General features: G+C 65.6%; 22 protein-coding genes and 1 pseudogene. 16 read left to right on the forward strand and 7 right to left on the reverse strand.

The features are described from left to right. Positions 1-85 precede the first annotated feature (85 nt). From AC6JAM_RS03530 to AC6JAM_RS03550, 5 genes and pseudogenes are all read left to right on the forward strand, one after another. On the forward strand, positions 86-853 hold the full coding sequence (locus AC6JAM_RS03530; RefSeq protein ID WP_268002720.1) for a FadR/GntR family transcriptional regulator: 768 nt from the start codon (positions 86-88) through the stop codon (positions 851-853). Between the two features lie 344 nt (positions 854-1,197). Continuing rightward, entirely contained in the window at positions 1,198-2,091 is an 894-nt protein-coding gene (locus tag AC6JAM_RS03535) for an Ltp family lipoprotein (protein ID WP_497934072.1), read from the forward strand. Between the two features lie 445 nt (positions 2,092-2,536). Beyond that, the gene (locus AC6JAM_RS03540) at positions 2,537-2,713 is read left to right on the forward strand and encodes a hypothetical protein (RefSeq protein ID WP_268002718.1); all 177 of its coding nucleotides are present in this window, start codon (positions 2,537-2,539) and stop codon (positions 2,711-2,713) included. 184 nt (positions 2,714-2,897) lie between these two features. Continuing rightward, a pseudogene (locus AC6JAM_RS03545) lies at positions 2,898-3,080 on the forward strand (J domain-containing protein); the annotation flags it as partial. A 474-nt stretch (positions 3,081-3,554) separates the two neighbouring features. Beyond that, on the forward strand, positions 3,555-4,145 hold the full coding sequence (locus AC6JAM_RS03550; protein ID WP_497935889.1) for a nuclease-related domain-containing protein: 591 nt from the start codon (positions 3,555-3,557) through the stop codon (positions 4,143-4,145). Between the two features lie 87 nt (positions 4,146-4,232). On the opposite strand, the gene AC6JAM_RS03555 is transcribed toward AC6JAM_RS03550, so the two are convergent. The 3 genes from AC6JAM_RS03555 to hisC all read right to left on the reverse strand — a co-directional run bounded on the left by AC6JAM_RS03555 (position 4,233) and on the right by hisC (position 7,901). Further along, positions 4,233-5,198 carry a protein NO VEIN domain-containing protein gene (locus tag AC6JAM_RS03555; RefSeq protein WP_497934073.1) on the reverse strand — a complete coding sequence of 322 codons (966 nt, stop codon included), beginning with the start codon at positions 5,196-5,198 and terminating at the stop codon, positions 4,233-4,235. Between the two features lie 154 nt (positions 5,199-5,352). Next, positions 5,353-6,765, reverse strand: a complete 1,413-nt coding sequence (locus AC6JAM_RS03560) for an amino acid permease (protein WP_497934074.1) — start codon at positions 6,763-6,765, stop codon at positions 5,353-5,355. 44 nt (positions 6,766-6,809) lie between these two features. Beyond that, the gene (gene hisC, locus AC6JAM_RS03565) at positions 6,810-7,901 is read right to left on the reverse strand and encodes a histidinol-phosphate transaminase (protein ID WP_497934075.1); all 1,092 of its coding nucleotides are present in this window, start codon (positions 7,899-7,901) and stop codon (positions 6,810-6,812) included. 93 nt (positions 7,902-7,994) lie between these two features. Between hisC and AC6JAM_RS03570 the strand changes: the two genes are divergently transcribed. The 7 genes from AC6JAM_RS03570 (at position 7,995) to AC6JAM_RS03600 (ending at position 14,748) form a co-directional block, all read left to right on the forward strand. Beyond that, on the forward strand, positions 7,995-8,498 hold the full coding sequence (locus AC6JAM_RS03570; protein WP_018762049.1) for an Lrp/AsnC family transcriptional regulator: 504 nt from the start codon (positions 7,995-7,997) through the stop codon (positions 8,496-8,498). A gap of 92 nt (positions 8,499-8,590) precedes the next feature. Then, positions 8,591-9,016 (forward strand): SRPBCC family protein, encoded by a 426-nt coding sequence (locus tag AC6JAM_RS03575; RefSeq protein ID WP_497934076.1) that lies wholly within the window; start codon positions 8,591-8,593, stop codon positions 9,014-9,016. A gap of 110 nt (positions 9,017-9,126) precedes the next feature. Next, complete coding sequence (locus tag AC6JAM_RS03580) at positions 9,127-10,785, forward strand: thiamine pyrophosphate-binding protein (protein ID WP_223994096.1); 1,659 nt, start codon at positions 9,127-9,129, stop codon at positions 10,783-10,785. Between the two features lie 163 nt (positions 10,786-10,948). Further along, positions 10,949-11,443: a DUF3106 domain-containing protein gene (locus AC6JAM_RS03585; protein WP_056393274.1), complete on the forward strand. Its 495-nt coding sequence runs from the start codon at positions 10,949-10,951 to the stop codon at positions 11,441-11,443. A gap of 97 nt (positions 11,444-11,540) precedes the next feature. After that, positions 11,541-12,290, forward strand: a complete 750-nt coding sequence (locus AC6JAM_RS03590) for an SDR family oxidoreductase (protein WP_497934077.1) — start codon at positions 11,541-11,543, stop codon at positions 12,288-12,290. An 84-nt stretch (positions 12,291-12,374) separates the two neighbouring features. After that, complete coding sequence (locus AC6JAM_RS03595; RefSeq protein ID WP_497934079.1) at positions 12,375-13,130, forward strand: hypothetical protein; 756 nt, start codon at positions 12,375-12,377, stop codon at positions 13,128-13,130. A 58-nt stretch (positions 13,131-13,188) separates the two neighbouring features. Then, the gene (locus AC6JAM_RS03600) at positions 13,189-14,748 is read left to right on the forward strand and encodes an HD domain-containing phosphohydrolase (protein ID WP_497935891.1); all 1,560 of its coding nucleotides are present in this window, start codon (positions 13,189-13,191) and stop codon (positions 14,746-14,748) included. A 45-nt stretch (positions 14,749-14,793) separates the two neighbouring features. Here the strand turns inward: AC6JAM_RS03600 and AC6JAM_RS03605 are convergent, their stop codons facing one another. After that, the gene (locus AC6JAM_RS03605) at positions 14,794-15,867 is read right to left on the reverse strand and encodes a methyltransferase (protein ID WP_497935893.1); all 1,074 of its coding nucleotides are present in this window, start codon (positions 15,865-15,867) and stop codon (positions 14,794-14,796) included. A 352-nt stretch (positions 15,868-16,219) separates the two neighbouring features. Between AC6JAM_RS03605 and AC6JAM_RS03610 the strand changes: the two genes are divergently transcribed. Both AC6JAM_RS03610 and AC6JAM_RS03615 read left to right on the forward strand, forming a co-directional pair. Next, positions 16,220-16,636: an SRPBCC family protein gene (locus AC6JAM_RS03610; RefSeq protein ID WP_497934080.1), complete on the forward strand. Its 417-nt coding sequence runs from the start codon at positions 16,220-16,222 to the stop codon at positions 16,634-16,636. Continuing rightward, positions 16,636-17,109, forward strand: coding sequence for a MarR family winged helix-turn-helix transcriptional regulator (locus AC6JAM_RS03615; protein WP_497934081.1), 474 nt, complete (start codon positions 16,636-16,638; stop codon positions 17,107-17,109). The genes AC6JAM_RS03610 and AC6JAM_RS03615 overlap by 1 nt, the downstream gene beginning before the upstream one ends. 61 nt (positions 17,110-17,170) lie before the next feature. On the opposite strand, the gene AC6JAM_RS03620 is transcribed toward AC6JAM_RS03615, so the two are convergent. Both AC6JAM_RS03620 and AC6JAM_RS03625 read right to left on the reverse strand, forming a co-directional pair. Next, complete coding sequence (locus tag AC6JAM_RS03620; protein WP_497934082.1) at positions 17,171-17,914, reverse strand: hypothetical protein; 744 nt, start codon at positions 17,912-17,914, stop codon at positions 17,171-17,173. 386 nt (positions 17,915-18,300) lie between these two features. Then, on the reverse strand, positions 18,301-19,545 hold the full coding sequence (locus AC6JAM_RS03625) for a virginiamycin B lyase family protein (RefSeq protein WP_497934083.1): 1,245 nt from the start codon (positions 19,543-19,545) through the stop codon (positions 18,301-18,303). 170 nt (positions 19,546-19,715) lie between these two features. Here AC6JAM_RS03625 and AC6JAM_RS03630 point away from each other — a divergent pair, with 170 nt between their 5' ends. Further along, a complete protein-coding gene (locus tag AC6JAM_RS03630; protein WP_018770521.1) occupies positions 19,716-20,183 on the forward strand; it encodes a hypothetical protein in 468 nt (155 codons plus the stop codon). Between the two features lie 88 nt (positions 20,184-20,271). Here AC6JAM_RS03630 and AC6JAM_RS03635 read toward each other — a convergent pair whose 3' ends face one another. After that, complete coding sequence (locus AC6JAM_RS03635) at positions 20,272-20,592, reverse strand: GYD domain-containing protein (RefSeq protein ID WP_018770522.1); 321 nt, start codon at positions 20,590-20,592, stop codon at positions 20,272-20,274. Positions 20,593-20,843: 251 nt separating this feature from the next. On the opposite strand from AC6JAM_RS03635, the gene AC6JAM_RS03640 reads away from it, so the two are divergent. Continuing rightward, positions 20,844-23,549, forward strand: a complete 2,706-nt coding sequence (locus AC6JAM_RS03640; protein WP_497934084.1) for a PEP/pyruvate-binding domain-containing protein — start codon at positions 20,844-20,846, stop codon at positions 23,547-23,549. The last annotated feature ends 176 nt before the right edge of the window (positions 23,550-23,725 follow it).

Here is a 23,725-nt window from a genome sequence, read left to right on the forward strand (position 1 = left end):
CGCTGTGGGGTGTGATCCGGGTTATATTAGATCAGAATGATCCAATAAAGGGAAGGGGGCTGGCGTGGGCCGTAAAGTTGCGGATATGACGGATCAGCTGGAGGACACCGCCGAACCCGCCCGCCTTGGTGCGGGCAGAATGCCCTCGATGGAGCGGCGCAGTGCGATGGACGCTGTGCGGATGCGGATCGGGATGGCGATTTCGCTGGGGCTGTTGAAGCCTGGCGAGCGGTTGCCGGACCAGGAGGACGTGGCGTTGGGTCTTTCGGTCAGCCCGATCACGGCCCGCCGAGCGCTGGCGAGCCTGGCTGAACAGGGCGTGGTGGTTCGGCGGCGCGGCCGGGCCGGCGGGACGTTCGTGGCGGACTCGCCGCCTACGGATGTCTTGGCGTCGCTGTCGGCGTCGCCAGCAGAGTCCCAGGCCGTGAACCGGCTGGTGGACCGGCGCCTGCTGTTCGAATGCGCCGTCACGCACTATGCGGCGGTCAATGCAACTGACGAGCAGCTGGACGAGCTTGAGCGGCTGACCCGGGAAATGGCTGAGGCGACCGATTGGTCCTATTACCACCGGATGGACGAGCAGTTCCATCAACTGGTGGGCACGGCGTCATGTCTGGACTCCGCTGTCGAGGTTTATCACGAGACGCTCGCCGAGCTCTACGACTACTTCATCCCCTACCCGATCGAGAAGCTGCACAAATCCAACCAGGACCACATTGCTCTGGTGGCAGCCCTCCGTGCCGGCCGCGTAGAGGAAGCGGTGGAGGTGGCCCGGAAGCACGTGGACATCCTGCACCGGACGATGTTCATGGGGCTGGCGGAGGGCGGACCCCCAGTCAAAATGTTGGACTGACCGCGCGCTGCTCGCTGTATATTTCCGCAATCGCAGCCCAAACTTTCACCCTCGCCTGAGCTGAGACTCACAAAGCATCAAGGAATAGTCAAGATTCGCGACTAATAGTCAGGATTCGCGCAGTTTTAACTTAGGAACCAAAAATGTCGATGTTTTCTCGGATCTAATGAAATGACTTCGACGCTATTGGGGGAAGCGAAGATGCTGTGTCTGTCGGTTGGATCGGTGTACCGCTTTATGCGGCCGCGCTCCACGCTGAATTTCCTCCATGCGCGTCCATCATCACACCCAAACCCGCACGCTTCGCATCGCACGTCGGTCAGGTGTCCTATGGAAGGACTCTCATGAGCCAGCAACCCTACACAGCCCCCTATCCTCAGAACTACGGCTATGGTCAGCCGCCAGTAAGCAACAAGTCGTTCCTGACGACTTGGCTACTCTCACTACTCTTGGGCGTGTTCGGCGTCGACCGCTTCTATCTTGGCAAGGTGGGGACCGGCATCCTGAAGCTGGTCACCTTCGGCGGCTTTGGCATCTGGGCCTTGATAGACCTCATCCTGGTGCTGGCGAACAAGACCCGCGACAAGCAGGGGCTTCCGCTCGAAGGATACGACAAGCACAAGAAGATAGCTTTGATCGTAACGGGCGTTGTTATCCTCCTGAGCATCGTGGTCAACTCGGCCCGCGCGGGTTCTACCGCTTCGTCTGCTCCCGCTGCTTCGACTGAAAAGGTCGCCACTGCAGCCCAGACTGCTGCGGCCGCCCCGAAGGCGACAAAGGACCCTGCTGTTGCAGCTGCCGAAGCTGAGGCCGCAGCGAAAGCGAAGGCTGAGGCCGATGCAGCAGCCAAGGCCAAGGCCGAAGCCGATGCTGCCGCCAAGGCTAAGGCTGCCGCTGATGCCGCAGCTGCTAAGGCTGCCGCCGACGCTGAAGCTGCTGCCAAGAAGGGCACTGTCAGTCAGCAGAACGCTCTGCGGAAAGCCGAGAGCTACCTCAACTTCAGCGCTTTCTCCCGTAGCGAACTGATCGGACAGCTGGAGTACAACAAGTTTTCTACCGACGATGCAACGTGGGCTGTAGATCGTGTGACCGCCAACTGGAACGATCAGGCAGCCAAGAAAGCCGCAAGCTACCTCAAATTCACATCCTTCTCACGTGGCGACCTGGTCGACCAGCTGATCTACAACGGCTTCACCCCGGAACAGGCCGAGTACGGTGTGAGCACAACAGGCCTTTAGCGACTCGCCATCGCTCCAACGGCACTGAGGCTGGTCGGCGGGTTGACTTTGCAACAAAAACACCTGCTGGCATTTGGCCTTGATGTCCCCCTGGATGCTGAACAGGGGGACATTTCCGGACTCCGGATATCAATCACCAACAACGACGGCTCATGCCATGTATCAATACATTTTCAAGGGGGAATTTAGTTTGAAACTCATCACAACCTTCGCCAGTGGCGCGCTCCTGTGCTTGGTCCTTTCGAGCTGCGCGGGGTCACCCCAAGCAGCTCCTACCGTCACTCATACTGTGACTCAGACGGCCACGGCGACCGTAACAGCCACTGCGACCGTGACGGGGATTGCGACGGTAACAGCTGAGCCTGTTGCTCCTGCCGTGGTGGCGGCCCCAGCGCCAGCCCCTGTTGCTCCAGCGACTGCAATAATCCCTGCCCAGGTTGCAGGTATGAATGCAGAGGCATTGGACGATGAGCTGTCGGCGTTGGGGTTCAAAAAGATCGTCTACAACGCTGACACCGGCAAGACAGTCCTTCTGCTTAGCAACTGGACAGTCACCGGAATCGATAACGCCGGGGCGCAACAGGCCGTCGACAAGGCAGTCGTCGTCCACGTAACGAAGTGATGCTGCTTCCTCGGCCTCCCGCGCCTGGTGGACGAAAGGGTCGCATCGTCTCGATGCCATCTCAAGAATGAAAATGGCGTTTGAAGGACGAAAGTCAGCTGGCTGCTGCGGGCGTTTGAGGCTCCGGGACAGAAATTAGTCCCGCGAGTAGGCTGCCTGAGGGGAATCGAGAGGAACAGTGCGGATGACGCAAGCAACCGTCACACACTACGAGGTGCTTGGAGTACCACCAACGGCGGATACGGCCGAAATAAAAAAGGCGTACCAGCGCAGGCTCAGGACTTCACACCCAGACACTGGCGGCAGCACAGGGCTATTTCGACTCGTGCAAGAAGCCTACGAGGTTCTCTCCGACCCGGCTCGGAGGGCCGCCTACGACAGCAGTACGGACAAGAATTCTGGAGGCACCAGCGGTCAGCGGCCGCAACAGAAACCGTCGCCCCAACCGGATTCCTCTCAGCAGAAGTCGAAAGCAGCTTTCACGGATATGGATCAGCCACCCGGCCCACCGCCGTGGACTGGCCCGGCCGTCGAGTACCGGCCACCACTTGTCCCGCCCTCGGGCGAACCGCAGAAAATCCGTCGACCTGCACCGCCCTGGACTCGCACTTGGCGTACGGTCTTCTTTGTTCTCGGCAGCGTCTGCAGCGTCCCGCCCTTGTTCAGTACCATTTGGTACTTCAGCACTACTCAGTCAAACCCTAACTGGTTGGTCACGGGGCTGACCTGTCTTCTTATCACCGTCCTAACTGCCGGATTCTGGTTCGTAATCGCCAGGCTCCCAAAGTGGTGGACAACCAGGAAACGCCCTGCACCGCCCACCGTCCTTGCCAGCGCCTACTTGGTTGAGGAAATCCTCAGCCGCCCCGTCCATGGCGTTCCGGGTCGCGGTCTTTCCGTGGGACGCTTCGGCGATAAGGCAGAAATCGGCGCAGAAGGCGAACGTCGCACCGCGCGACTCATCACTGATTCCGTCCTTTCTGGAATACCGTCCGCACGGCTGATCAACGGCCTCCGCTGGCCCGGGTCCGAACACGCCGACCTCGATCACGCCGTCATTGCGGGAAACAGGATCGCTCTGATCGACTCGAAAATGTGGGCGGACGGCGCCTACTGGTGGGACAACAAGCAGCTCTTCCGCAACGGCCGCGAGCTTAAAGCCTTCGGGTTGGGAGCAGGTGTCGAGGCAATTCGTGCAGCTTATCCCGGGTTCGTCGTTGACGGCTGGGTCGTGCTGCATTCGCCATCGGGGAGCCTCACGATGCCATCAGTAGAGCGTGCAGGCATGTTTCCGCTTCCCGGCAGGGCCCCCGTCAGGCTGGTCACTCCACTGGAACTCGTCAACGAGGTCCGTGCCTTCTTGGTTCAGGGCGATGCTCCGCATGCGGTCCAGGTCCCCGCTTTGGCCGCGCTCCTCCGATCAATGTTGTAGGCCTTAACCACTTTCGCAGTTTCGTTTCGAACCTGAACGGCCACGGGCAGCGCTCAAGGATGCAGTCCTCTCAGAAAGCCCTTGTCTTCAAGGCGCGGACTCGGGAAGCGTCCAATCGAAGGCACGGGGACGAAGTTGCCGCTCCTCAGGATTAAAGGGAAGAATCGTGAAGTCGCCCTCTTCAGGGTCCACCGCCCCGTCCAATAACCGCATTCCCGACCAGACGCCCATCATGCACAATCCCGGATTTTGCCGCGCGTGCTCAACCTCATTTGGGGTCACGATGACCGTTTCCCCCTTGCTCTGAGTACCTTTCGCTTCAAGATAAATAGTCTCCCCGCTTTTCACAGCGAATGCGTCGTAGGGACGATTCTGCCGGGTGTCTGTCACCGTCCAGCCACGCTCCCGGTAGTAGCACATGAGACGATCCTGCGCGGCGTTCTCAATCGCTTTGCGGACGTCCGCGTCCATCTGCAGCCCTTGACCCCCTGCACCTGGCGTATCCCGCGACTCGGATTGACGAGTGTCTTCTGCCGCTCTGGTATCAGGGTCCCGATCATAAGAAACGGGGTTTCTGCGGTACTCGACCGGTGTCCCTAACAAAGCCTCGTGAACTGGATGCCCTGCAGGCAGAACCCGGCCAATTAGCGCCTTTTTTGGAGCCCCTGTGCGATTATCAGGCAGTATCTCGTAACCAGGGTTTTGAAGTTCCGCGACAAGAATGACTCGGCTTTGATAATTGAGAGCCGCCCAGCGCTCGGTCGCGATGCGGCTGCCACTCAAGGACCAGATGCCACGATTGTGATCCCAAAGTTGTTCAAGTGTTGCCTCGGGATCATAGCCCCACCAGTCACGCGGGAGGGGATCATCGCTATCGGCCGTCTGCCGGTCGATGAGCCTGATGTTGATAACCATGAACTGAGTATCGCTCAACGATCGCAAATAGCTGCCGTGCCGCTCCAGCAGCACGTTGCCTGTCCCGGAAATATCGGCTGCCCTTCCGCATGCTTTGGCGTCCCTTCTGTTCTCTAAGGCCTGATGTTCCGGATTCAACTGCCGCAACTTTTCGGTCTGTGCTTCCGGGATCTAGGCATATGTAGAACTGAGCCACCGCCGCCGGTCTCCTGCATTGCGAAAGCGCGCCCGGCCAAAGCCGGACGCGCCCTCAGCGTGTGCTGAACACCGCGAGTAGCTCGCAGCGCCTCCTTCAGTCGACGAGCACCGACGCCTTGGCCTGCTCGGAGGAGCTAACAACGGCCGGAACCTTCCCCGAACGGTGATTGAACCAGTTCGCGACAGCCAGCAACGCGACCAGCCCAAAAGTGCTCAGGAGCTGCGGACGGGAATCCTCGCCGATGAAGCCCACTGTGAAGATCGCCGCCAGGATCAGGAGGCCAAGGGAAGTGAGCCACGGGAAGCCCGGCATCCGCAGGGGAAGCGCCATCCCGTCGCGATCGGCGCGGAGGCGCAGCGCGAGCTGGGCCAGGAGCGCGGACGTCCACACCAGCAGGCAGGTCGAACCCACAATGTTCAGCAGGACCGGAAGGACTTTCTCCGGGAACGCCAGCTCCAGCACCACCGTCACAACGCCGAAGGCGACGCTGGCCAGCACGGCGACAACGGGCACCCGGGCCTTTGACACCGACGCGAGCCAACGCGGTGCCTCACCCCGCTCGGCCAGGGAGAACGCCATGCGGGAAGCTCCGTAGAGGTTGGCGTTGAGCGCGGACAGCAGTGCCGCAACGGCTACGAGCGTGATGGCGGTGGCCGCGCCAGGCATGCCGGCGGCGTCCAGCACTGCGGCGAAGGGGCTCTTCAGTCCTGCCGAACCCACGGGAACCACGGCTGCGATGACGAAGATGGCACCGATGTAGAACACCAGGATCCGCCACAGCACCGTCCGGACTGCCTTCTTCACGCTGCGCGCCGGCTCGGCCGTTTCGGCCGCGGCCACGGACACGATCTCGGTACCGCCGAACGCGAACGCCACCACGAACAGGGCCGTCGCAATCCCTGCGAAACCGCTCGGGGCGAAGCCAGCGCCGGTGAAGTTGGCCAGACCCGGCGACTGCACGCCCGGCAACCAGCCGAACAGCAGCGCGGCACCCACCAGCAGGAACCCGACGATCGCCGCCACCTTGAGCAGGGCGAACCAGAACTCGAACTCACCGAAGTTCTTCACGCTGGTCAGGTTCACGGCGGTGAGCACCACGATGAACACAAAGGCCATCAGCCACACCGGCAGGGCCGGGAAGATGGTGGCCAGTAGGCCCGCCGCGCCCAGAGCCTCGGCGGCGATGACCACCACCAGCTGCAGCCACCAGAGCCAGCCGACGGTTGCACCCGCCACCGGCCCGTAGGCCTTGGCGGTGTAAACGGAGAAAGCGCCGCTGTCCGGGTTGGCTGCGGCCATCTCGCCAAGGGCCCACATCACCAGGATGATCAGCGTGCCGGCCACGAGGTAGGCGATCAGCACGGCCGGCCCGGCGGCCTTGATGCCCGCGCCGGAGCCGATGAACAGTCCGGCGCCGATGGCGCTGCCCAGCCCCATCATGGTGAGCTGGCGGGGCTTGAGGGCTGCGCCGAGGGGGCGGGCAGACGTCTTTGTCTGTTGTTCCATGTGGATTCCTCTTAGTTGTAGGTGGAACTGTTGGGGATAAAAGTTCAGGCCGTGTGGGTTTCGAGGAGCCGGAGCACGCGGTTGTTGGAGGCGGGGTCGGCAACGGTGATCCGCACGCCGTCGCCCTGGTACGCCCGGACCATGATGCCCGCGGCATTGAACGCGTCCACCAGCGTCGCCAGCAGCTGCTCGTCGGCGCGGATCCACAGGAAGTTGCCCTGGCTCGGCTGCAGCTTCCAGCCCTGGGCTGCCAGCTCCGCGGCCATCCGTGCGCGCTCATGCTTCACCGCCGAGACCCGCGCTTCCATCTCCTCCCCCGCATCCAGCGACGCGATGGCTGCCTTCTGGGCCAGCGCGCTCACGGCGAAGGGCAGGGCGGTGCGGCGCAAACCTTCGGCGATTGCCGCCGTCGTAATGGCATACCCGACCCGCAGGCCGGCGAGTCCGTAGGCCTTGGAGAACGTGCGCAGGATGCAGACGTTCGGGTAGCGGCGGTAGAGCGCCAGGGAGTCGGGGCTGCCGTCGGCGTACTCCACGTAGGCCTCGTCGATCACCACCAGGACGCTGGAGGGCACGGACTGCAGGAAGGCCTCGAGTCGGTCGTGGCTGATCGGCACGCCGGTGGGGTTGTTGGGTGTGCAGAGCAGGATCACCTTGGTGCGGTCGGTGACGGCGGCGGCCATGGCGTCCAGGTCGTGGCCCTCGGCGTCGTCCAGCGGGACGCGGACTGCCCGGGCACCGGCCAGCTCCACCAGGATGGGGTAGGCCTCGAAGGAGCGCCAGGCGAAGACCACCTCGTCCCCGGCGTCGCACAGTCCGGTGATGATCTGCTGCAGGACGCCGACGCTGCCGGGCCCCACCGCCACCTCATCCGCGGTGACGCCCAGGTGCCGGGCGAGCAGTTCGCGGAGTTCGACGGCGGCCATGTCCGGGTAGCGGTTCATCCTGCCGGCCGCTTCGGTCACGGCGGCGGCGGCTGCGGGCAGGGGCTCGTAGTGGCTTTCGTTGCTGGCGAGGGCGGCGATGTTCGCGCCGGCGCCGCGCCGGCCGGGAACGTACGCCGGGAGTCCGGTGACGGCGGCACGAAGGGTGGGCAACGCGACCACGGGTTTCGCCAGGAGTTGATCAGGGCTCATGAAGACCGATCATGGAAGTGACCCGGACCACATTGCAAGGTACGCTTCCATGCTTGGGACTTCTGCTCAACTTCTAGTATCTCTGGTGAAAATATGACCATCGCAACCTCTCGCACCCTTGATTCCCTGGACGGCCGGATCATCCTCGCCCTCGACAAGGACCCCGAAGCCAGCGCCCTGGCACTCTCCCGGACACTCGGCGTCGCCCGCAACACCGTCCACGCCCGGCTGGCGCGGCTCGAGCGCAGCGGCGCGCTCCGCTCCTTCAGCCGCAGGCTGGACCCCGCCGCACTCGGCTACGAACTCATGGCCTTCCTCTCCCTCTCCATCAGCCAGACCCGGACAGGCTCGGTGGAGAACGGGCTCGCCGCCATCCCGGAGGTCATCGAGGTGCACGCCACCACCGGCGACGCTGACCTCATGGCCAAGGTGGTGGCCCGCGGCACGGCCGACCTCTACCGCATCACCAACGAGATCCTTGAGATCGACGGGATTGAGCGGACCAGCACGGCCATCTCCATCCTGGAGCTAATGCCGCCCCGTTACGACGGCCTCATCAGCCGGCTGTCAGAGCAGGAATCCCGCCCGGCGGACTAACCACATCCGACGGCGTACTTCTTCGCAGCTTCCCGGCGTGCGGGCGAACCCCGTCTCTCGCCTCCGCGTGCCGGTGAGCGCATACTGAACGCATGCCAACCTTCCGGCTGTCCACGTTCGTCGGAGCGCCCCCTGAGCGGGTTTTCGCAACCTGGACTGATCCTGACCGGTTCCATGAATGGATCGGCGGAGTCAGCGGCGTGACCGACCGCGTCGGCCCTATCGATGAGGCCGGCAGCCGCTACACGGTGCAGTTCGGGCGGATGACGAGCCCCACCGAGGTCCTCGCGGTCGAGCGGCCTCGGCACATCCGCACCCGCTTCGGCAACGCCATCCTGAAGGGCGAGTCCGATGTGACATTCACCGCCGATGGCGCGGGCACCCGCATTGACCAGGTGATCGTGACGCGCGGTTTCGTGTCCGCGATTTTCGGCCGGCTCTTCGCGACCGGCTCGTATCAAGGCAGCTTTCAGGGCGAGCTGGAGACGTTCCGGAAGCTCGTTGAGCGGGAGGCGTGATACGCACCACAGCTGGGCGTTTTGTCAGTTAGCCCGCTCCTCTGCCGCCAAAAGTACCAACTGCATTTCCGTGTGTTGCCTGTTTCGCCGCCAGGCCACACGATGCCTGCATGACTTCACTCACCGTCTCCGGCCGCGTGGCGCAGGTTCTCAGCAGCTATGTCAGCGACGTCTTCGGCGTCATGGGCAACGGCAACGTCTACTTCCTGGACGCCGCCGAGCAGCAGGGCCTCCGCTTCTCCCCCGTCCGGCATGAGGGCGCCGCCATCGCCGCGGCCGACGCCTACTACCGGACCTCGGGACGGCTCGCCGCGGGCACCACCACCTACGGCCCCGGCTACACCAACGCGCTCACCGCCCTGGCCGAGGCGGTCCAGGCGCAGATCCCGGTGGTGCTGGTCACCGGCGACGCCCCCACCACCGGCGCCCGGCCCTGGGACGTGGACCAAACAGCCATCGCCACCGGCCTCGGCGCGGCCACCTTCACCGTCACCCGCGACGCCGCGGGCGCCATCACCCGGCAGGCGGTGGAGTACGCACTCACGCGCCGCACCGCCGTCGTCCTTGCCATCCCCTACGATCTCGCGGCCCTCGAGGCCGGGGACGAGGACCTTCCGGAGCCGGCGGCACCAAAGGTGACGGACGACGTCGACGGCGGCCTTGGGCAGGTTGCCCGCCTGCTGGCCGGTGCCAGGCGGCCGCTGATCCTGGCCGGCCGGGGTGCGCACCTGGCCGGAGCAGGCCCGGAACTCCGCGAACTCGCCGACCGGCTCGGCGCACTGACCGCCGGAACCGCCCTGGCGCTCAACCTCCTCAAGGGCGAGGGGTACCTAGGCGTGGCCGGCGGTTTCGGCACCGACACCGCCGCCGGGCTCATGGGCGAGGCCGACGTGGTCCTGGTGGCCGGGGCCAGCCTGAGCCCGTTCACCATGCGGTTCGGGCACCTGCTGGGCCCGGACAGCACCGTCATCCAGATCGACACCGCGGTGGAGCCGACGAATCCGCGGGTGGACCTTTTCGTTCAGGCAGATGCGAAGGCCGCCGCTTCACGGCTGTTGTCGCTACTGGACGGCGAGGCCGCTGTGGCGGGGTGGCGGGCCGAAGCCTCGAAGCGTCTGGCTGCGGGGCCGGGGCAGGATTTGGGTTCGGCCGAAACTGTGGACGGGCGCCTGGACCCGCGCGCCCTCGCCACCGCCCTTGACGCCGTGCTGCCGGAGCGCCGCACCGTGGTCCAGGACGGCGGCCACTTCATCGGCTGGGCGCCCATGTACTGGAACATCCCGCGGCCGCAGGACCTGGTGATGGTGGGGACCGCCTACCAGACCATCGGGCTGGGCCTGGCCAGCGCCGTCGGGGCAGCCCGCGCGCTGGAGGACGTCCGCACTCTGGTGCTGGCCTCCGGCGATGGCGGTTTCCTGATGGGCCTGTCCGACCTCGAGTCTCTGATCGGTACGGCCCGCAGCGCCATCGTGGTGATCTACAACGACGCCGCCTACGGGGCCGAGATCCACCAGTACGGCTCGCAGGGGCTCACCGAGAAGCCGATGCTGATTCCGGAGGTGGACTTCAGTGGAGTTGCGAGTGCTCTTGGGGCTGAGTCAGCTGTCATCCGCTCCCTTGGCGACCTGTCCGCGCTGCAGGATTGGATCGACGCCGGCGCTCGCGGAACCTTTGTTGCGGACTGCCGGATCACCTCCAGCGTGCGGGCGCCGTGGCTGACTGAGTGGATGAACGCGACGCGGGCGGCGAAGGCTGCAGTAGTGGGATAGTCGGATCGGTCGATCTCCACGGTTGACAATCACGTCACCAGCGGCGCCGCCCATTGCCGCAACGATGTCCCTTAGTTGTGGGTGGAACCCTTGAAACAGCGGACGCGTCCCTCCGCGGATACCATGTGGAGCACAGGCGCAAGTAGGAAAGACGGGGGCACACATGACGTTGACTAGCGAGGACGATGTCAAGAAAGCGCTGAACATTGACTCTTGGCGGAACCTATCCAAGGAAAAACTTCTCACTTTCGTGGCAGAGATGCCGCAGATGGACAAAGAAGTTGCGTTTAAGGCCATCGAGCAGTTTCCGCATTTCAAATCGCTCGTGGCCGAAACACTGGATTCTCTTGAGCAGCGGTACGAGAGCACCCAAAAATTCAGCTGGAAAAGTCAGAAGAAGGTACACGACGCATACAAGTCGTATCGAAAGACCCTGAATCGCGAACTGGAACGCGATAATCTCACCGTTGAAGACAGATTCAGGATTCTAGAAATGATTCGCGAATCAGTCGACAGGGAGGCAGTGAAGGACAGCGAGCACAAGGCATTTGCAATCAAGATGGTCACAGTCGCCGCAACTGTCGGTGTCGCTGCGGTAGGAGCAGCCGTTGCTGCACTTGGAGGAAAGGCCGGATTCGGTAGCAGCGACAGGGCGTAGGATCAACGTCCGATGCCGCGGCGGTGGCGGGTTAGAACCCGTCGGAAACGCCCACAGACCAGCAGCTTTGTCAGTCACCCGGCATAGGATTCCAACCATGAGGATTGCCGTTGCAGGGGGAACCGGTACAGTGGGCCGCCACGTCGTGGCCATCGCCAGGAAACGCGGGCATGAGGTGGCCAGCCTCAGCCGCGCGGAGGGGGTGGACCTGGTCAACGGGCGCGGCCTCGATCAGGCACTCCAAAATGTCGAGACCGTCATCGACGTCTCCGGCATCCAGGCCATGTCCACCAAGAAGGCCGTGGATTTCTTCACCAACGCCACCCAGAACCTGCTGGCGGCCGGGAAAAAGGCCGGCGTAAAGCACCATGTGGTGCTGTCCATTGTTGGCATCGATAAAGCCAATTCGGGACTGTACGCCGGGAAGCTGGTGCAGGAGGACGAAGTCAGGCACGGCGGCATTCCCTGGACCATCCTCCGGTCCACCCAGTTCCACGAGTTCGTGCCGATGTCCATCAAGGCCGCCTCAGTGGGCCCGCTGGTCTTCGTGCCCACGATGGTCACCCAGCCGGTGGCGGCAAAGGAGGTGGCCGCGGCCCTGGTGGACGCGGCCGAGGCCGGGCCGAAGGGACGCATTCCAGACCTCGGCGGCCCGCGGACCGAACACCTGAAAGGCCTGGTGGCGGCCTACCTGGCTAAGACGCAGCAGAAAAAACTGATCGTACCGCTCCGGGTGCCGGGCGCCATGGGCAAGGCAATGCGCAACGGCGGGCTGATCCCGGCGCCGGGTTCCGCCGTCGGACGCCAGACGTTCCAGGAGTGGCTCGACGCCATCGGCGCCGCGTAAAAGCCGATGCTAAATGGGGCAACTGCCCCATGCCCCTGCTGCGGCCCGGTCATAGTCTCGCCTCATAGAGAAAAGGAGGCGGCCATGACCATCTACCAGCCGCAGTCATCAGCAGAGGCAACACCCAAACTTGCCGACCTTCCCGAGGACGCTGCCGAGCACTTCGCCGGCTACGCCGTCCTGGGGCTGCCTTTCACCAGCGGCCACTACCTGGCGTTCCGGGATTTCCCGGTGAGCTCCGTTGGCCCCGGCTACCGCTCCGTCTGGCACCGGACACCCGGCGGCGAGTGGACCATCTACGCCAACACCGCACCGGAGTTCAGCTGCGCCCGCTACTTCGGGGCGGCCGTCCACCATACGGTGGAGACCGACGTCGACATCCAGTGGAGCGGGCCCTTCACCGCGCTGATTACGGTGCCGGGAGTCCTCGACTGGCACCTGCAGCTGGGCACCTCCGCGGCCACCACGATGCTGACCGCCATGGCAGTGCGGATGCCGGAAAGCCTGTGGCGGAACGAGCTGGTGCTCCGGGCCATGGGGGCATTCGCCGGCCCGCTGCTCGGCGCGGGCAGGATGAAAGTATCAGGCGTTGTGCCCAATGGCCAGACGTTCCAGGCCCAGCCGCGGCAGCTGTGGCTCGTGACGGATTCCCAGGCCACCATCCGGGATGAGGATGCCGGAGTTCCGGGCCCACTGCCGGTCCAGGACCACCTGGCGGACTTCTGGCTTCCACAGCGTGGACTGTTCGGAGCGCAGGTGGGCGTCAGGTTCCCGTCCACCGCACAATCCGCCGGACCAGGCCCCGTCCAGGCACGGACCGGGAAGAACCAGACGGCATAACAGCCGCACGCGTGGTCCCTACTGCCGTGGCTGGCGGCTTCCTAGAATGGCAGGTGTGATGCAGTCACCGGCTGCGCCCCGGCGCAGCGAAGTCCTGGCCGCGCTGTCGCTCGCCATTGACCTGGGGCTGGGGCAGCCGATGGAGCACATGCTGCGTGCGTCCCTGCTGGCGCTGCGGATCGCCGGGGCTGCGGGCGTTGACGCCGCCGGCCAGGGCAGGATCTACTACGCCAACCAGCTGGCCTGGATCGGCTGCCACGCGGATTCCTTTGAACTCGCCGCGCTGTTCACGGACGATATCGCCTTCCGCGCCGACTATTACCGCCGCGACCAGCACGGCCTGCCCATGTACGCCGGCATGTTCAGCCACGCCGGCGCCGGCCTCCCGCCGCTGGCCCGTGTTGCCCGCTGGACGCGTTTCGCGGCGACCGGCAGCGGCGCCGTGCGGACCATGATTGCCTCGCACTGCGTCTCCGCCGGGGTGCTGGCCAGCAGTGTAGGGCTCGACGACGGCGTGGCAGGACTGCTCACCCACACCTTTGAGCGGTGGGACGGCAAGGGCCTGCCGGAGGGGGTGGCGGGGCCGGACATTCCATTGGAGATGCGGATCATGCACCTGGCGGATACGGCCGAGGTCTTCCTGCGGAGGGAAGGAGTGGCCGGCGCGGTGGCCATGGTGCGGGCACGCCGCGGCAGCCAGTTCGATCCGGCACTGGCCGGGCTGTTCATCGACCAGGCTGAGGCACTCACCGAAGGACTCCTCGACGTCGACTGCTGGCAGGCGGCCCTTGACCTGGCTCCCACTGACGCTCCCCTGTCGGGCAGCCAGCTGGATACAGTGCTGCGCGCCATCGGCGACTTCGCGGACCTCAAGTCCCCCTACACGGCCGGACACTCCCGCGCAGTGGCGGCCCTGGCGGCCGCCGCGGGCGAGGAGCATGGGCTGCCGGCGGACGACATCAGGGAGCTCCGCCGTGCAGGCTGGGTGCACGACTTGGGCCGCCTGGGGGTATCCAACCAGGTCTGGGACAAGAAGGAGCCCCTCTCAGCGCTGGAGCTGGAACGTATCCGCATGCACCCGTACCTGGGCGAACGGATCCTCAGCCGCGTTCCCGGCCTGAAGGGCGAGGCGGCCCTCACCGGCTCACACCACGAGCGGCTGGACGGGTCCGGCTATCCACGCGGGATCGGCGGAAACGAGCTGGGGGTAAAGCAGCGGATCCTGGCGGCAGCGGACTCCTACCATGCCTCCGTGGAGCCACGCCCGCACCGGCCCGCGCTCACTCCGGCCGATGCGGCCGCCCGTCTCCGGCAGGAAGTTTCAGCCGGGAGGCTCGCCGCCGGAGCAGTGGAGGCCGTACTTGTGGCGGCCGGCCAGCAGCCCCGCCGTTCGCACGTCGCCGCGGCTGGACTCACCCCGCGGGAAGTGGAAATCCTCGGCATGCTCTGCCGCGGCATGACTCCGGCCGAGATCGCGGACAGCCTCTTCCTTTCCCGGAAGACCGTCCGCAACCACGTGGAGCACATCTACACCAAGATCGGTGCAACCAACCGGGTGGGTGCCACTTTGTTCGCGATCAGGAACGGCCTGACCGATTACGGGACGGCGCCCAATTAGCGCCGGGCCGCGCAGTGCCCGCCTCGTGGGGCACATCCCTTGGTGCTAGCGGCTGACAAGCCGCCACAAGGACGTGACCTCGGCCGAGCGCGCCTCGAACAGGGGATCTTCGCGGTCGGAAGCTTTCGGATGCGTTGGCTTGGTGTCGAGCCGCTCCGTCACCTTCAGCCCGGCCGCTTCGACGGCGGCCAGCAGGTCCTTCCGCGACCGCAGGCCCAGGTGCTCGGCCAGGTCGGACAGGACCAGCCAGCCCTCACCGCCCGGCTGCAGATGGCCGGGGAGTTCGTTCAGGAAGCGGAACAGCATCCTGCTCCCAGGGTCGTAGACGGCGCTGTCCAGGCTGGAATGCGGCGTGGCCGGAATCCAGGGCGGGTTGCACACGATCAGCGGTGCCCGTCCGGGCGGGAACATGTCGGTCAGGACCGCCTCCGCGCGGTCCTGGACACCGAGGTTCCGGAAATTCTCAGTGGCGCAGGCGATGGCACGCGGCTCGTTGTCGGTGGCGATCACGCGGCGGACGCCGCGGCGGGCGAGGACGGCGGCGAGCACTCCGGTGCCGGTTCCCACGTCGAACGCGAGCGTGTCAGAGGGCAGTGCAGCGGCCGCCACGAGATCCACGTACTCGCTGCGGGTGGGAAAGAACGTGCCGTAATGCGGGTGGATGCGGTCCTGCAGGGCATCGACGTAGACCCCGGTCCGGCGCCACTCGTGGGCGCCGACGGCCCCGACGAGCTCGTGCAGGGACACCACGGAAGATTCTCCAATGTCTCCGTACGCTTCCGCGGCGGCTTCCCGGACGTCTGGTGCGCGGCGCAGCGGCACCACCGGACCCGGATCAAGGGGAATCAGCAGCAGGCCCAGGATGCGTGCCCGGTGTGAGGCGGCCTGCCGGTGCCGGTAGAACTTTTCGGCGGGGGTGCCTGCGGTCTTCATTCCGGCGCCTATCCGGCGGTCCAGGGCGTTGAGGATCTGCCGCGCGTTGTGGAAATCTCCGTGCCAGAGCATCGCGATCCCCTGTGACGCCATGCGGTACGCATCGTCGGCCGTGAGGGAGTCGTCCACCACTTCCACGCGCCCCGGTGCCGGCCTGCCGTTCGCCGAGCGCCACCGCGCGGTCATGCCGGCGCCGGCCTCAACCCAGGCCACGTATCCATCCACCGCAGCAGCGCGCGAAGGTTTGGGGTCAGCGGGTGGGATTCCCGCGGGAGCTGGGGTGTGAGTAGGGATGAAGATCCATTCCAAGATATTGGGGGCAATCGGATCCTGACGATTGCAGTGGCGGTTCGATGACGTCCAAGGCGGCGGGCCAGGATTCCAGACCGACATCCGGCAGTAAACCGGGCTTGGTCGATGGGGCGCTGAAGCCCTTGAACCTACATGTCAGGATACAGGAGCGCCCCGGGTTGCCTCTGGACAGAAATAGTCTGTGCATAGATAATCTTTGCATAGACCATCTGCCGAGGAGGCCACCATGTGGGAATACGAGAACAGCATCGAAACCAGTGCCCCGCCTGAGTCCATCTGGCGGCTGTGGTCCGACGTCGAGAACTGGGGCGCCTGGAACGGGGAGATCGAGAGGATCGAGATCAACGGCCCGTTCGCCGCGGGCTCGCAGATCCTGATGACGCCCCCGGGTGACGATCCGATCCCGCTGGTCATCGGCGAAGCTATTGAAAACGAACGGTTCGTGGACGAGGCCCGCTTCGGCAACCTTCTCCTAAGGACCACCCACCGCATCGACCCCATCGAACCCAACCGGAACCGGGTGGTGTACCGGATGGAGATCACCGGCGACGGCGCCGATGAAGCCGGCACGCAGATTGGGCCCGGCATCACCGCGGACTGGCCCGAGACCATGGCCGCGCTGGTCAGGATGGCTGGCGGCTGATGCCACTCAATCCCGGCGAAAGTCCCGGATTCCTGCTCTGGCACGCCACACTGCGCTGGCAGCGGGACATCGCGGCAGCCTTGGCGCCACTCGACCTCACCCACGTGCAGTTCGTGCTGCTCGCCTGCGCCTGGTGGCTCAACAACCAGGGTGAGCACCCGAACCAGCTGGCCCTGGCACGGCAGGCCGGCACCGACGTCAAGATGGCCTCCCAGGTCCTGCGCGCACTGGAAGCCAAGGGACTCATCGAACGGGAAGTCGATCCGGCGGACACCCGTGCCAAACGGCTGCGCGTCACCGACGCCGGAGCCCAGCTGGCGCCACGCGCAATCGCCGCCGTCGAACTCGCCGACGCGCAGTTCTTCCAGCCTGTGCCCGTCGACGACGCCATATCCCTGCTCCGCCGCCTGGCCCGTCCAGACCTGGGAGCGCCCACGACGCCGGCCAAGGAAAGCCGTTCCAAGCACACTTGATGAAGCCGCGGTTACTTCCTCTTCGTCAGGGCAGGTCCACGGTCAGGTCCCGCTGCAAAAATCAGGCATGCCAGGCGATGGCGTTTTGAACAAAGGCGGCAATGCGTTGTACCGAAGCATCACCGGATGGATGGCCAGCTGAATAAGTAGCAGCCGCTTCCCGGACACAGCCGTCCAGTTCCGGCCAGGAGATCCAACAGAAAACCTCCGGTAGGCGGGCCACCAGCTCGGATTCAGACGGAAGGGATACGTCGGCGACACGTTCCAGCACGGGACCGAGGAAGCGGCCTACGGCTTCGGCTAGCTCAAGTTGGCCAAGGCCTTTGACCCGAACCGGCGGGGTTGCACCCAAAAGAAAAAGCACAGGAGCAGCGGGCCCGGCCTTGGACATTAGGGTGATGTATTCGCGCGCCAATTGTTCGGGCTGAAAACTGCCGTACCTGATGCGTTTGGCTTCAACCAATGTGTACGTGCTTGGAGTCTCAAAGATTGCGTCCGGCTGGACTGTCAATTGGGCTTTGCCGCCACCCGCACCGAGATTGAAGTCGCCGGGAAGAAAATGCATCTGCAAATTCTCGGCCTCTGCTGCAAGCTTGTTGCGGGCATCATCGGCTCCATGGGCAGACCTCAGGATGCTTCCCAGGAAGTGGGTCCTGGGAAGGAAGTCGAGGCCCACCAGCACTTCTGCCGTAAGGACATTCTCACGCCCCTGGCCGCCGGCTCTATAGTCACGTGCTTTCTCCCATGAGATTTCTTCCAGGAGCTTTCCCACGATTGAACTGGAGGCGGTGGTTGCAATTTCCAAAGGTTCTCCTTCGACACAGCACGACGGCGTTTGTCGCGACAGTAGCCCAATTGTCGCGGACCGGGTGGGAACCCGCACCGAGATGGCAAAGGTGCTACTCCCGGAACTCAATTCCGGGATGGCTTTTGACGATCCATGGCACGGGCCTTGAATTTCCCGGAGGTATCACTCGTGAGAGGCTTGGAGAAACTCACATTGGGGGACACTGTGGATATTGCGTGGATGCTGTTGAATGCGGCGGTAATGGTTGTGCCTGTGGCACTTGGCGCAACTCTTTTGTATTGGATCATTAGGCTGGGCGTGAAGCATGGCCTGAGGTCGTACTACGCGCAGAGCAACCAGAGGCCGGACGCTGTCAGCCCGGCGCATCAGCCGGAGCGCTTGGGCTAGTCCAGCGCCCACACCTCGGCGCCGTCAGCCCCGCTGACCTTCCGGCGGCGGCGCAGCACCACAACAAGCAAGGCGGCGCCGCCCAGGAACAAGGCGCCCGCTCCGGCGGCGACTGCCGGAAGTGCCACATCGAAGGATCCCTGGGCGATGTCGGCACCATCTGACCCGGCACCATTTGACCCGGCACCATCTGATGCGCCGCCGTCGGCTGCTGCTGGCTCTCCCCCGCCCGTGGTGGGCGCCGCTCCGGTGGCCGGTCCGCCGTCGAGCACTGTCAGTGACCTGCTTTTCCTGTTGACAACCACCACGGACCCGTCGCTCCGCTGCACCATCCGGGCAGGATCGTCCCCGGTGGCGATGGTATGCGCGGCAGCCGTCGCCCCGGCGGGGATGACGGAGACGGTGTCGTCCAGGCTGTTGGTCACGTACACGGTCCCGTCGGCAGCGGCCAGCACCTCCTGCGGCGCAGTGCCCACAGGAATCCGCCGCGCCACCGTTGTGCCGCCGGGCTCGATCACCGCAACATCGTTGGTGAGGATGTTGGCCACATAGACGGTCCCGTCCGGCGCTGCGGCGATCCCGTGCGGCTCGGCCCTGGCACCCACATCAATCGTGTGCGACGGCCACGGCGCACCGGCCGGAACCACGGTGACGGTGCCGGCCAGCTGGTTGGTGGCATAGGCCGTCCCGTCCTTGGCCAGTGCGACCTTCACTGGATACGGCCCGGCCTGGATGATCCGCTGCACCCACGCATCGCCCGGCTTCACCACCGACACCGAGTTCTGGTCCGAATTGACCACGTAGAGCGATCCCTCCGGCCCCACGGCCAGCCACCGCGTACCGGCAGGAACCTTCATCACCAGCGAGACTTCGTCCGTGCCCGGTGCCACCACGCCGATTTCTGGCTGCGCACCATTGCTCTGCGCCACGTACAGCGTCCCGTCCGGCGTTACGGCCAGCGAGGTGGGGAAGTGCCCGGTGGTGATGGTGCGGGACGGCACCGTCTCCCCCGGCCTGTAGACGTTGACGCCGCCGCCCCAGTTGTAGTCGCTGACGTACAGCGTGCCGTCCGGGCCGGACGCAATACCCAGCGGCTGGCCGACGGCGCCAATCACCTTCGGATCGGCCGCGGACGCGGGGGCGGCTACGACGGCGGATCCCAGTATGAGCGAAGCGGTGGCCAGCAGTGCCGTCCCGGCAGAAAGGGCCGCGCCTGCGGCACGGCGGAGCGGCAGATGCATCACGGTGTTCCCCCAAACGTATTGCCGACCCCCGCGGCAATCCTCCGATCCTACCTGCGGTCCACACCGTGGGCGCTCCGCGGGTCGCAGAAGTCTTTGCCACCCCGGAATAGCCCCGCCCGCCGTGGTGCGCGTACGCGCACGCTGCCAAAAGGGCGCATAGTTAGAAGATGACAGGTCCTTACACCCGGGGTGACTCCTACAGCAGCGAGGTTTCCCGGAAACACATCAGGCAGGCGCTCGAGAACTACGGGGCAACGGACATCATCTTCAGCCAGCGGGGAAGCCTGGGCGCCGTCGCCTTCAAGGGCGACGGCAGGCAGTTCCGGATCGTCATGCAGTTGCTGCAGTCAGAAGGTGCCCTGGCCATCCGCGGGGACATCGCGGACAGCCGGCTCCACGAAGCGAACGCCAAGGTCCTGGAACGCGTCAACCGCAAATCCTGGCATGCCCTGGCGCTGGCCATCGACGCCAAACTCGGGGCGGCGGCAGCCGGCATTGCCACGCTTGAATCGGAATTCCTGGCCCATGTGGTTCTCCCCGGAAACCACACCGTGCTCGACGAACTCGAGCCCATCATCGACTCCGCCTACCGCTCCGGCCAGCGTCCCTCCTTCGGCCATCCGGCCCTACCCTAGGCCCCACACTCCACGCTGGCACGCCCAAGCCGGCGGGCCGCCGTCGTAAATTCCCCGACGCCGGCCCACTGCCAAAGTGCAAACCCGCCTATTGTCCCGGGGCCCGGTACGACGGCGTCTTCTTGGCGGCCTCGTCCAGGTCTTCCACGGTGAGGAGCGGCTTCAGGCGGACGTTGACGTTCCCGGTCGAATTGATCAGCAGCGACAGTGCCGCGGCACTTGCATCGTCCGGCGCCTCGAACACGCCAAGGACGTCATAGTAGCCAAACGCGTAGTAGAAGCTCTCCAGCGAGCCGCCCACGGACTTCAAGGCCTCCGCCAGGGCATCACGCCGCTTGGTACCGCCTTCCTGCATCAGCCCCTTGATCCCCTGGCCCACGTACGTTGCTTCAAACAAATACTTCGGCATGGTCTTTCCTCCCTGGCATGTGCATGCGACGGCGCCACGTTCCGCGGATTACGGATGTCCGGCCCCGACAAGGCCGAAAGTATGCCTCCGGCTACAGGCAGTCAATACGCGGAGATACCTAATGGCGGGCGCCGTGGCAACACCGCGATTAGGGGTATGCGGACGCTTCCGGAAGGCCGTTAGGCCCTAGCTGGGTCCCGGCGCCGCGGCACAGGCTGGAACATGTCAATTGCAGGAGGACGGCTCCCGGGATGCAGGCGGGTGTGCCGTTCGAAGCGGCCGACGGCGATGCGCGGCATGGGGACACAGTCATGACCTATGTCAAGGACTTGGGCGACGTGGGCCGGGACGAGCTCGGCACAGCCGGCGGCAAGGCGGTGGGCCTCGGCGGCCTCATCCAGGCCGGCCTGCCAGTCCCGCCGGGGTTCGTCCTCACCACCGCCGCCTACTCGGAATTCGTCACCGGGAACAACCTCGATGCGGCCATCCGGGAACTGGCCTCCCTTCCACCCGACGCCTCGCCGGAGGACTACGAACACGCCTCCGGGCAGCTACGGGCCCTGTTCGGCAAAGGCACCATGCCACCGGCCATCAGAACCGAACTCGCGGGCGCCTACCAACGCCTGGGCAGCGGGACGTCCGTGTCGGTGCGTTCCTCCGCCACCGCCGAGGACCTCCCGTCGGCCAGTTTCGCCGGGCAGCAGGAAACCTACCTGAACGTCCGCGGCCAGGACGCCCTGACCCAAGCCGTGACCGACTGCTGGGCCTCCCTCTGGACGGCGCGCGCCATGGCCTACCGCGCCCGCGAAGGTGTGCAGCCCGGGCAGGTGCGGCTCGCCGTCGTCGTCCAGCAGATGGTGGAAGCCGGCGCCGCCGGCGTCATGTTCACCGCCAACCCCGCCAACGGCCGGCGCGACCAGACGGCGATCAGCGCCGCATGGGGCCTGGGCGAGGCCGTGGTCAGCGGAACGGTGACCACCGATGACCTGGTGGTTGAGTCCGCCACCGGCAGGATCATCTCGCGGCAGACGGCCGACAAGGAGGTCATGACCGTTCCCGTGGAGAACGGAACCCGGGAGCAGCCGGTGGCGGAAGCCCGCCGTCGTGCGCCTGTCCTGGATGACGCGGCAGCTGCGGAACTGGCCCGCTACGGCCAGCGGATCACAGACCACTTCGGGGCACCGCAGGACGTCGAATGGGCGCGGGCCGGCAGCCGGTTCTTCCTGCTGCAGTCCCGGCCCATCACCGCACTGGCCGAACCCGCGGCCGAGGTCCCCGAGACCTGGCCCGTGCCCTATCCCAACGGGCTCTACTTCCGGGCGAGCATCGTGGAGCAGATGCCGGACCCGCTCTCCCCGCTCTTCGCCGACCTCATTGACGGCTCGGTGTCCCGCTCGCTGTCCGCCCTGATGAACCAGGCGCTGGGCATTAACTCCCTCCGCGAAAGCGACGTGCGGTTCCCCACCATCAACGGCTACGCCTATTACTACTACCGCAACTGGGCCATGCTGCGGATGACGGGCCGGACGGTGCCGGCGATGGGGGCGCTGTTCCGCGGCACGGCGCACATGGGCATCGCCGGGTGGCGCGACTATTCGCACCCGCGCTACGAACGGGTGATCAAGGACTGGTCCGTGAAACCCCCCTCGGAGCTCACCGGCGGGCAGTTGCTGGACGGCGTTCAGGCCCTCCTGGACGCCGGAACCGTGTACTACACGGCCGTGCAGTCCATCATTCCGCTCGCCGCCATGAGCGAGATTTCCTTCCGGGCGTTCTATGGCAGGGCCGTCCGGCGCCACGGCGATCCCCCGGCCCAGGCGTTCCTGCTGGGCTTCGACAGCGAACCCATCCGGGCGGAAAAGTCCCTCTACGATCTGGCGGGCTGGGCGCGCAGCGATCCGGCGCTGGCAGCGGCTTTGCTGGAGCGGCCGACGGCGGAGCTCGCCGGGTGCCAGCGCACAGGTGCCGCACCGGAAGGGGTGGACGACGTCCTGTGGCAGGAATGGCGGCTTGCCTTCAAGGAGCACCTGGACCTGTACGGGCATGCCGTCTACAACCTGGACTTCGCCACCCCGGTGCCGGCCGACGACCCGTCCGCCCAGCTGGAGACGGTGAAGTTCTACCTGCGCGGGCAGGGCACGGACCCGCACGAGCGGCAGCGGCAGCTCACCGAACGCCGGGAGGAACTGACCCGGGAGATGGCCGCCCGGCTGGGGCCGCGGCGCCGGGCCCTGTTCCACCGGCTGCTGAAGTGGGCCCAGGAAACGGCACCCGCACGCGAAGACGCGCTGGCCGACGTCGGGCTGGCCTGGCCGCTGATGCGGCGCATGCTGCTGGAACTCGGCCGGCGCCTGGTGGACTCCCACGTGGTCGCGGCGCCGGATGACGTGTTCTGGCTCCGGCACCAGGAGCTGCGGAGCGCCGTCGAATTCGGTCTCGCCGAGCCCGGGGCTCCGGCCGCCGTGGTGATTGCGGGAGCTGCCCGTCCCGTCCGGGCCGCCGCCGTCGAGGATCGCCGGATGCTGTGGCGGGGCCAGGCGAAGGCGAATGCACCGCAGATGCTTCCCGAGAGCAAGTGGATGGAACGGTCTTTCGGGTCGTGGATGCCGGCAGGCTCCCAGCACCAGGCCGGCGACGTGATCAAGGGCGCCGGCGCCAGTTCCGGCAAGGTCACCGCACCGGCGCGCGTCCTGCGCGGACCCGGGGATTTCGGCCAGATGCGGCCCGGCGAGGTGCTGGTGGCCCGCATTACTACTCCCGCGTGGACTCCGCTGTTCGCCATGGCGTCCGCCGTGGTGACCGACGTGGGCGGCCCGCTGAGCCACAGCTCCATCGTGGCCCGCGAGTATGGCATCCCGGCGGTCCTGGGCACCGGGGTGGCGACGCAGCGGCTCAGCAGCGGGCAGCGGATCGCCGTGGATGGCGACGCCGGTACGGTCACCATGGAACGCCCCTGACCGGGCATCGGATGGCAGTCCCGCTGGCAGCCAGAAAATGCCAGGGCTTCCGGCACGTTGGAGCCCGCTATTGGGCGTACACTCAACGTACCCGGGACACCTGTGACTGGACATCCTGTCTCCGACAGTACGTCCCTTGGGTCCCTCCGCCGGGCAGCAGCCGACACTCTCTTCGA

The sequence above is a fragment of the Arthrobacter sp. GmRoot5-12 genome, from assembly GCF_059739365.1.

What these genes read in the sequence shown, in the direction of transcription:
- AC6JAM_RS03580 (WP_223994096.1), top strand. Translation starts at nt 9,127, where the DNA reads ATGACTTCACTCACCGTCTCCGGCCGCGTGGCGCAGGTTCTCAGCAGC.
- AC6JAM_RS03585 (WP_056393274.1), top strand. Translation starts at nt 10,949, where the DNA reads ATGACGTTGACTAGCGAGGACGATGTCAAGAAAGCGCTGAACATTGAC.
- AC6JAM_RS03635 (WP_018770522.1), bottom strand. Translation starts at nt 20,592, where the DNA reads ATGCCGAAGTATTTGTTTGAAGCAACGTACGTGGGCCAGGGGATCAAG.
- AC6JAM_RS03535 (WP_497934072.1), top strand. Translation starts at nt 1,198, where the DNA reads ATGAGCCAGCAACCCTACACAGCCCCCTATCCTCAGAACTACGGCTAT.
- AC6JAM_RS03590 (WP_497934077.1), top strand. Translation starts at nt 11,541, where the DNA reads ATGAGGATTGCCGTTGCAGGGGGAACCGGTACAGTGGGCCGCCACGTC.
- AC6JAM_RS03640 (WP_497934084.1), top strand. Translation starts at nt 20,844, where the DNA reads ATGCAGGCGGGTGTGCCGTTCGAAGCGGCCGACGGCGATGCGCGGCAT.
- AC6JAM_RS03600 (WP_497935891.1), top strand. Translation starts at nt 13,189, where the DNA reads ATGCAGTCACCGGCTGCGCCCCGGCGCAGCGAAGTCCTGGCCGCGCTG.
- AC6JAM_RS03605 (WP_497935893.1), bottom strand. Translation starts at nt 15,867, where the DNA reads ATGACCGCGCGGTGGCGCTCGGCGAACGGCAGGCCGGCACCGGGGCGC.
- AC6JAM_RS03540 (WP_268002718.1), top strand. Translation starts at nt 2,537, where the DNA reads ATGAATGCAGAGGCATTGGACGATGAGCTGTCGGCGTTGGGGTTCAAA.
- AC6JAM_RS03630 (WP_018770521.1), top strand. Translation starts at nt 19,716, where the DNA reads ATGACAGGTCCTTACACCCGGGGTGACTCCTACAGCAGCGAGGTTTCC.
- AC6JAM_RS03575 (WP_497934076.1), top strand. Translation starts at nt 8,591, where the DNA reads ATGCCAACCTTCCGGCTGTCCACGTTCGTCGGAGCGCCCCCTGAGCGG.
- AC6JAM_RS03625 (WP_497934083.1), bottom strand. Translation starts at nt 19,545, where the DNA reads ATGCATCTGCCGCTCCGCCGTGCCGCAGGCGCGGCCCTTTCTGCCGGG.
- AC6JAM_RS03615 (WP_497934081.1), top strand. Translation starts at nt 16,636, where the DNA reads ATGCCACTCAATCCCGGCGAAAGTCCCGGATTCCTGCTCTGGCACGCC.
- AC6JAM_RS03530 (WP_268002720.1), top strand. Translation starts at nt 86, where the DNA reads ATGACGGATCAGCTGGAGGACACCGCCGAACCCGCCCGCCTTGGTGCG.
- AC6JAM_RS03560 (WP_497934074.1), bottom strand. Translation starts at nt 6,765, where the DNA reads ATGGAACAACAGACAAAGACGTCTGCCCGCCCCCTCGGCGCAGCCCTC.
- AC6JAM_RS03595 (WP_497934079.1), top strand. Translation starts at nt 12,375, where the DNA reads ATGACCATCTACCAGCCGCAGTCATCAGCAGAGGCAACACCCAAACTT.
- AC6JAM_RS03610 (WP_497934080.1), top strand. Translation starts at nt 16,220, where the DNA reads ATGTGGGAATACGAGAACAGCATCGAAACCAGTGCCCCGCCTGAGTCC.
- hisC (WP_497934075.1), bottom strand. Translation starts at nt 7,901, where the DNA reads ATGAGCCCTGATCAACTCCTGGCGAAACCCGTGGTCGCGTTGCCCACC.
- AC6JAM_RS03570 (WP_018762049.1), top strand. Translation starts at nt 7,995, where the DNA reads ATGACCATCGCAACCTCTCGCACCCTTGATTCCCTGGACGGCCGGATC.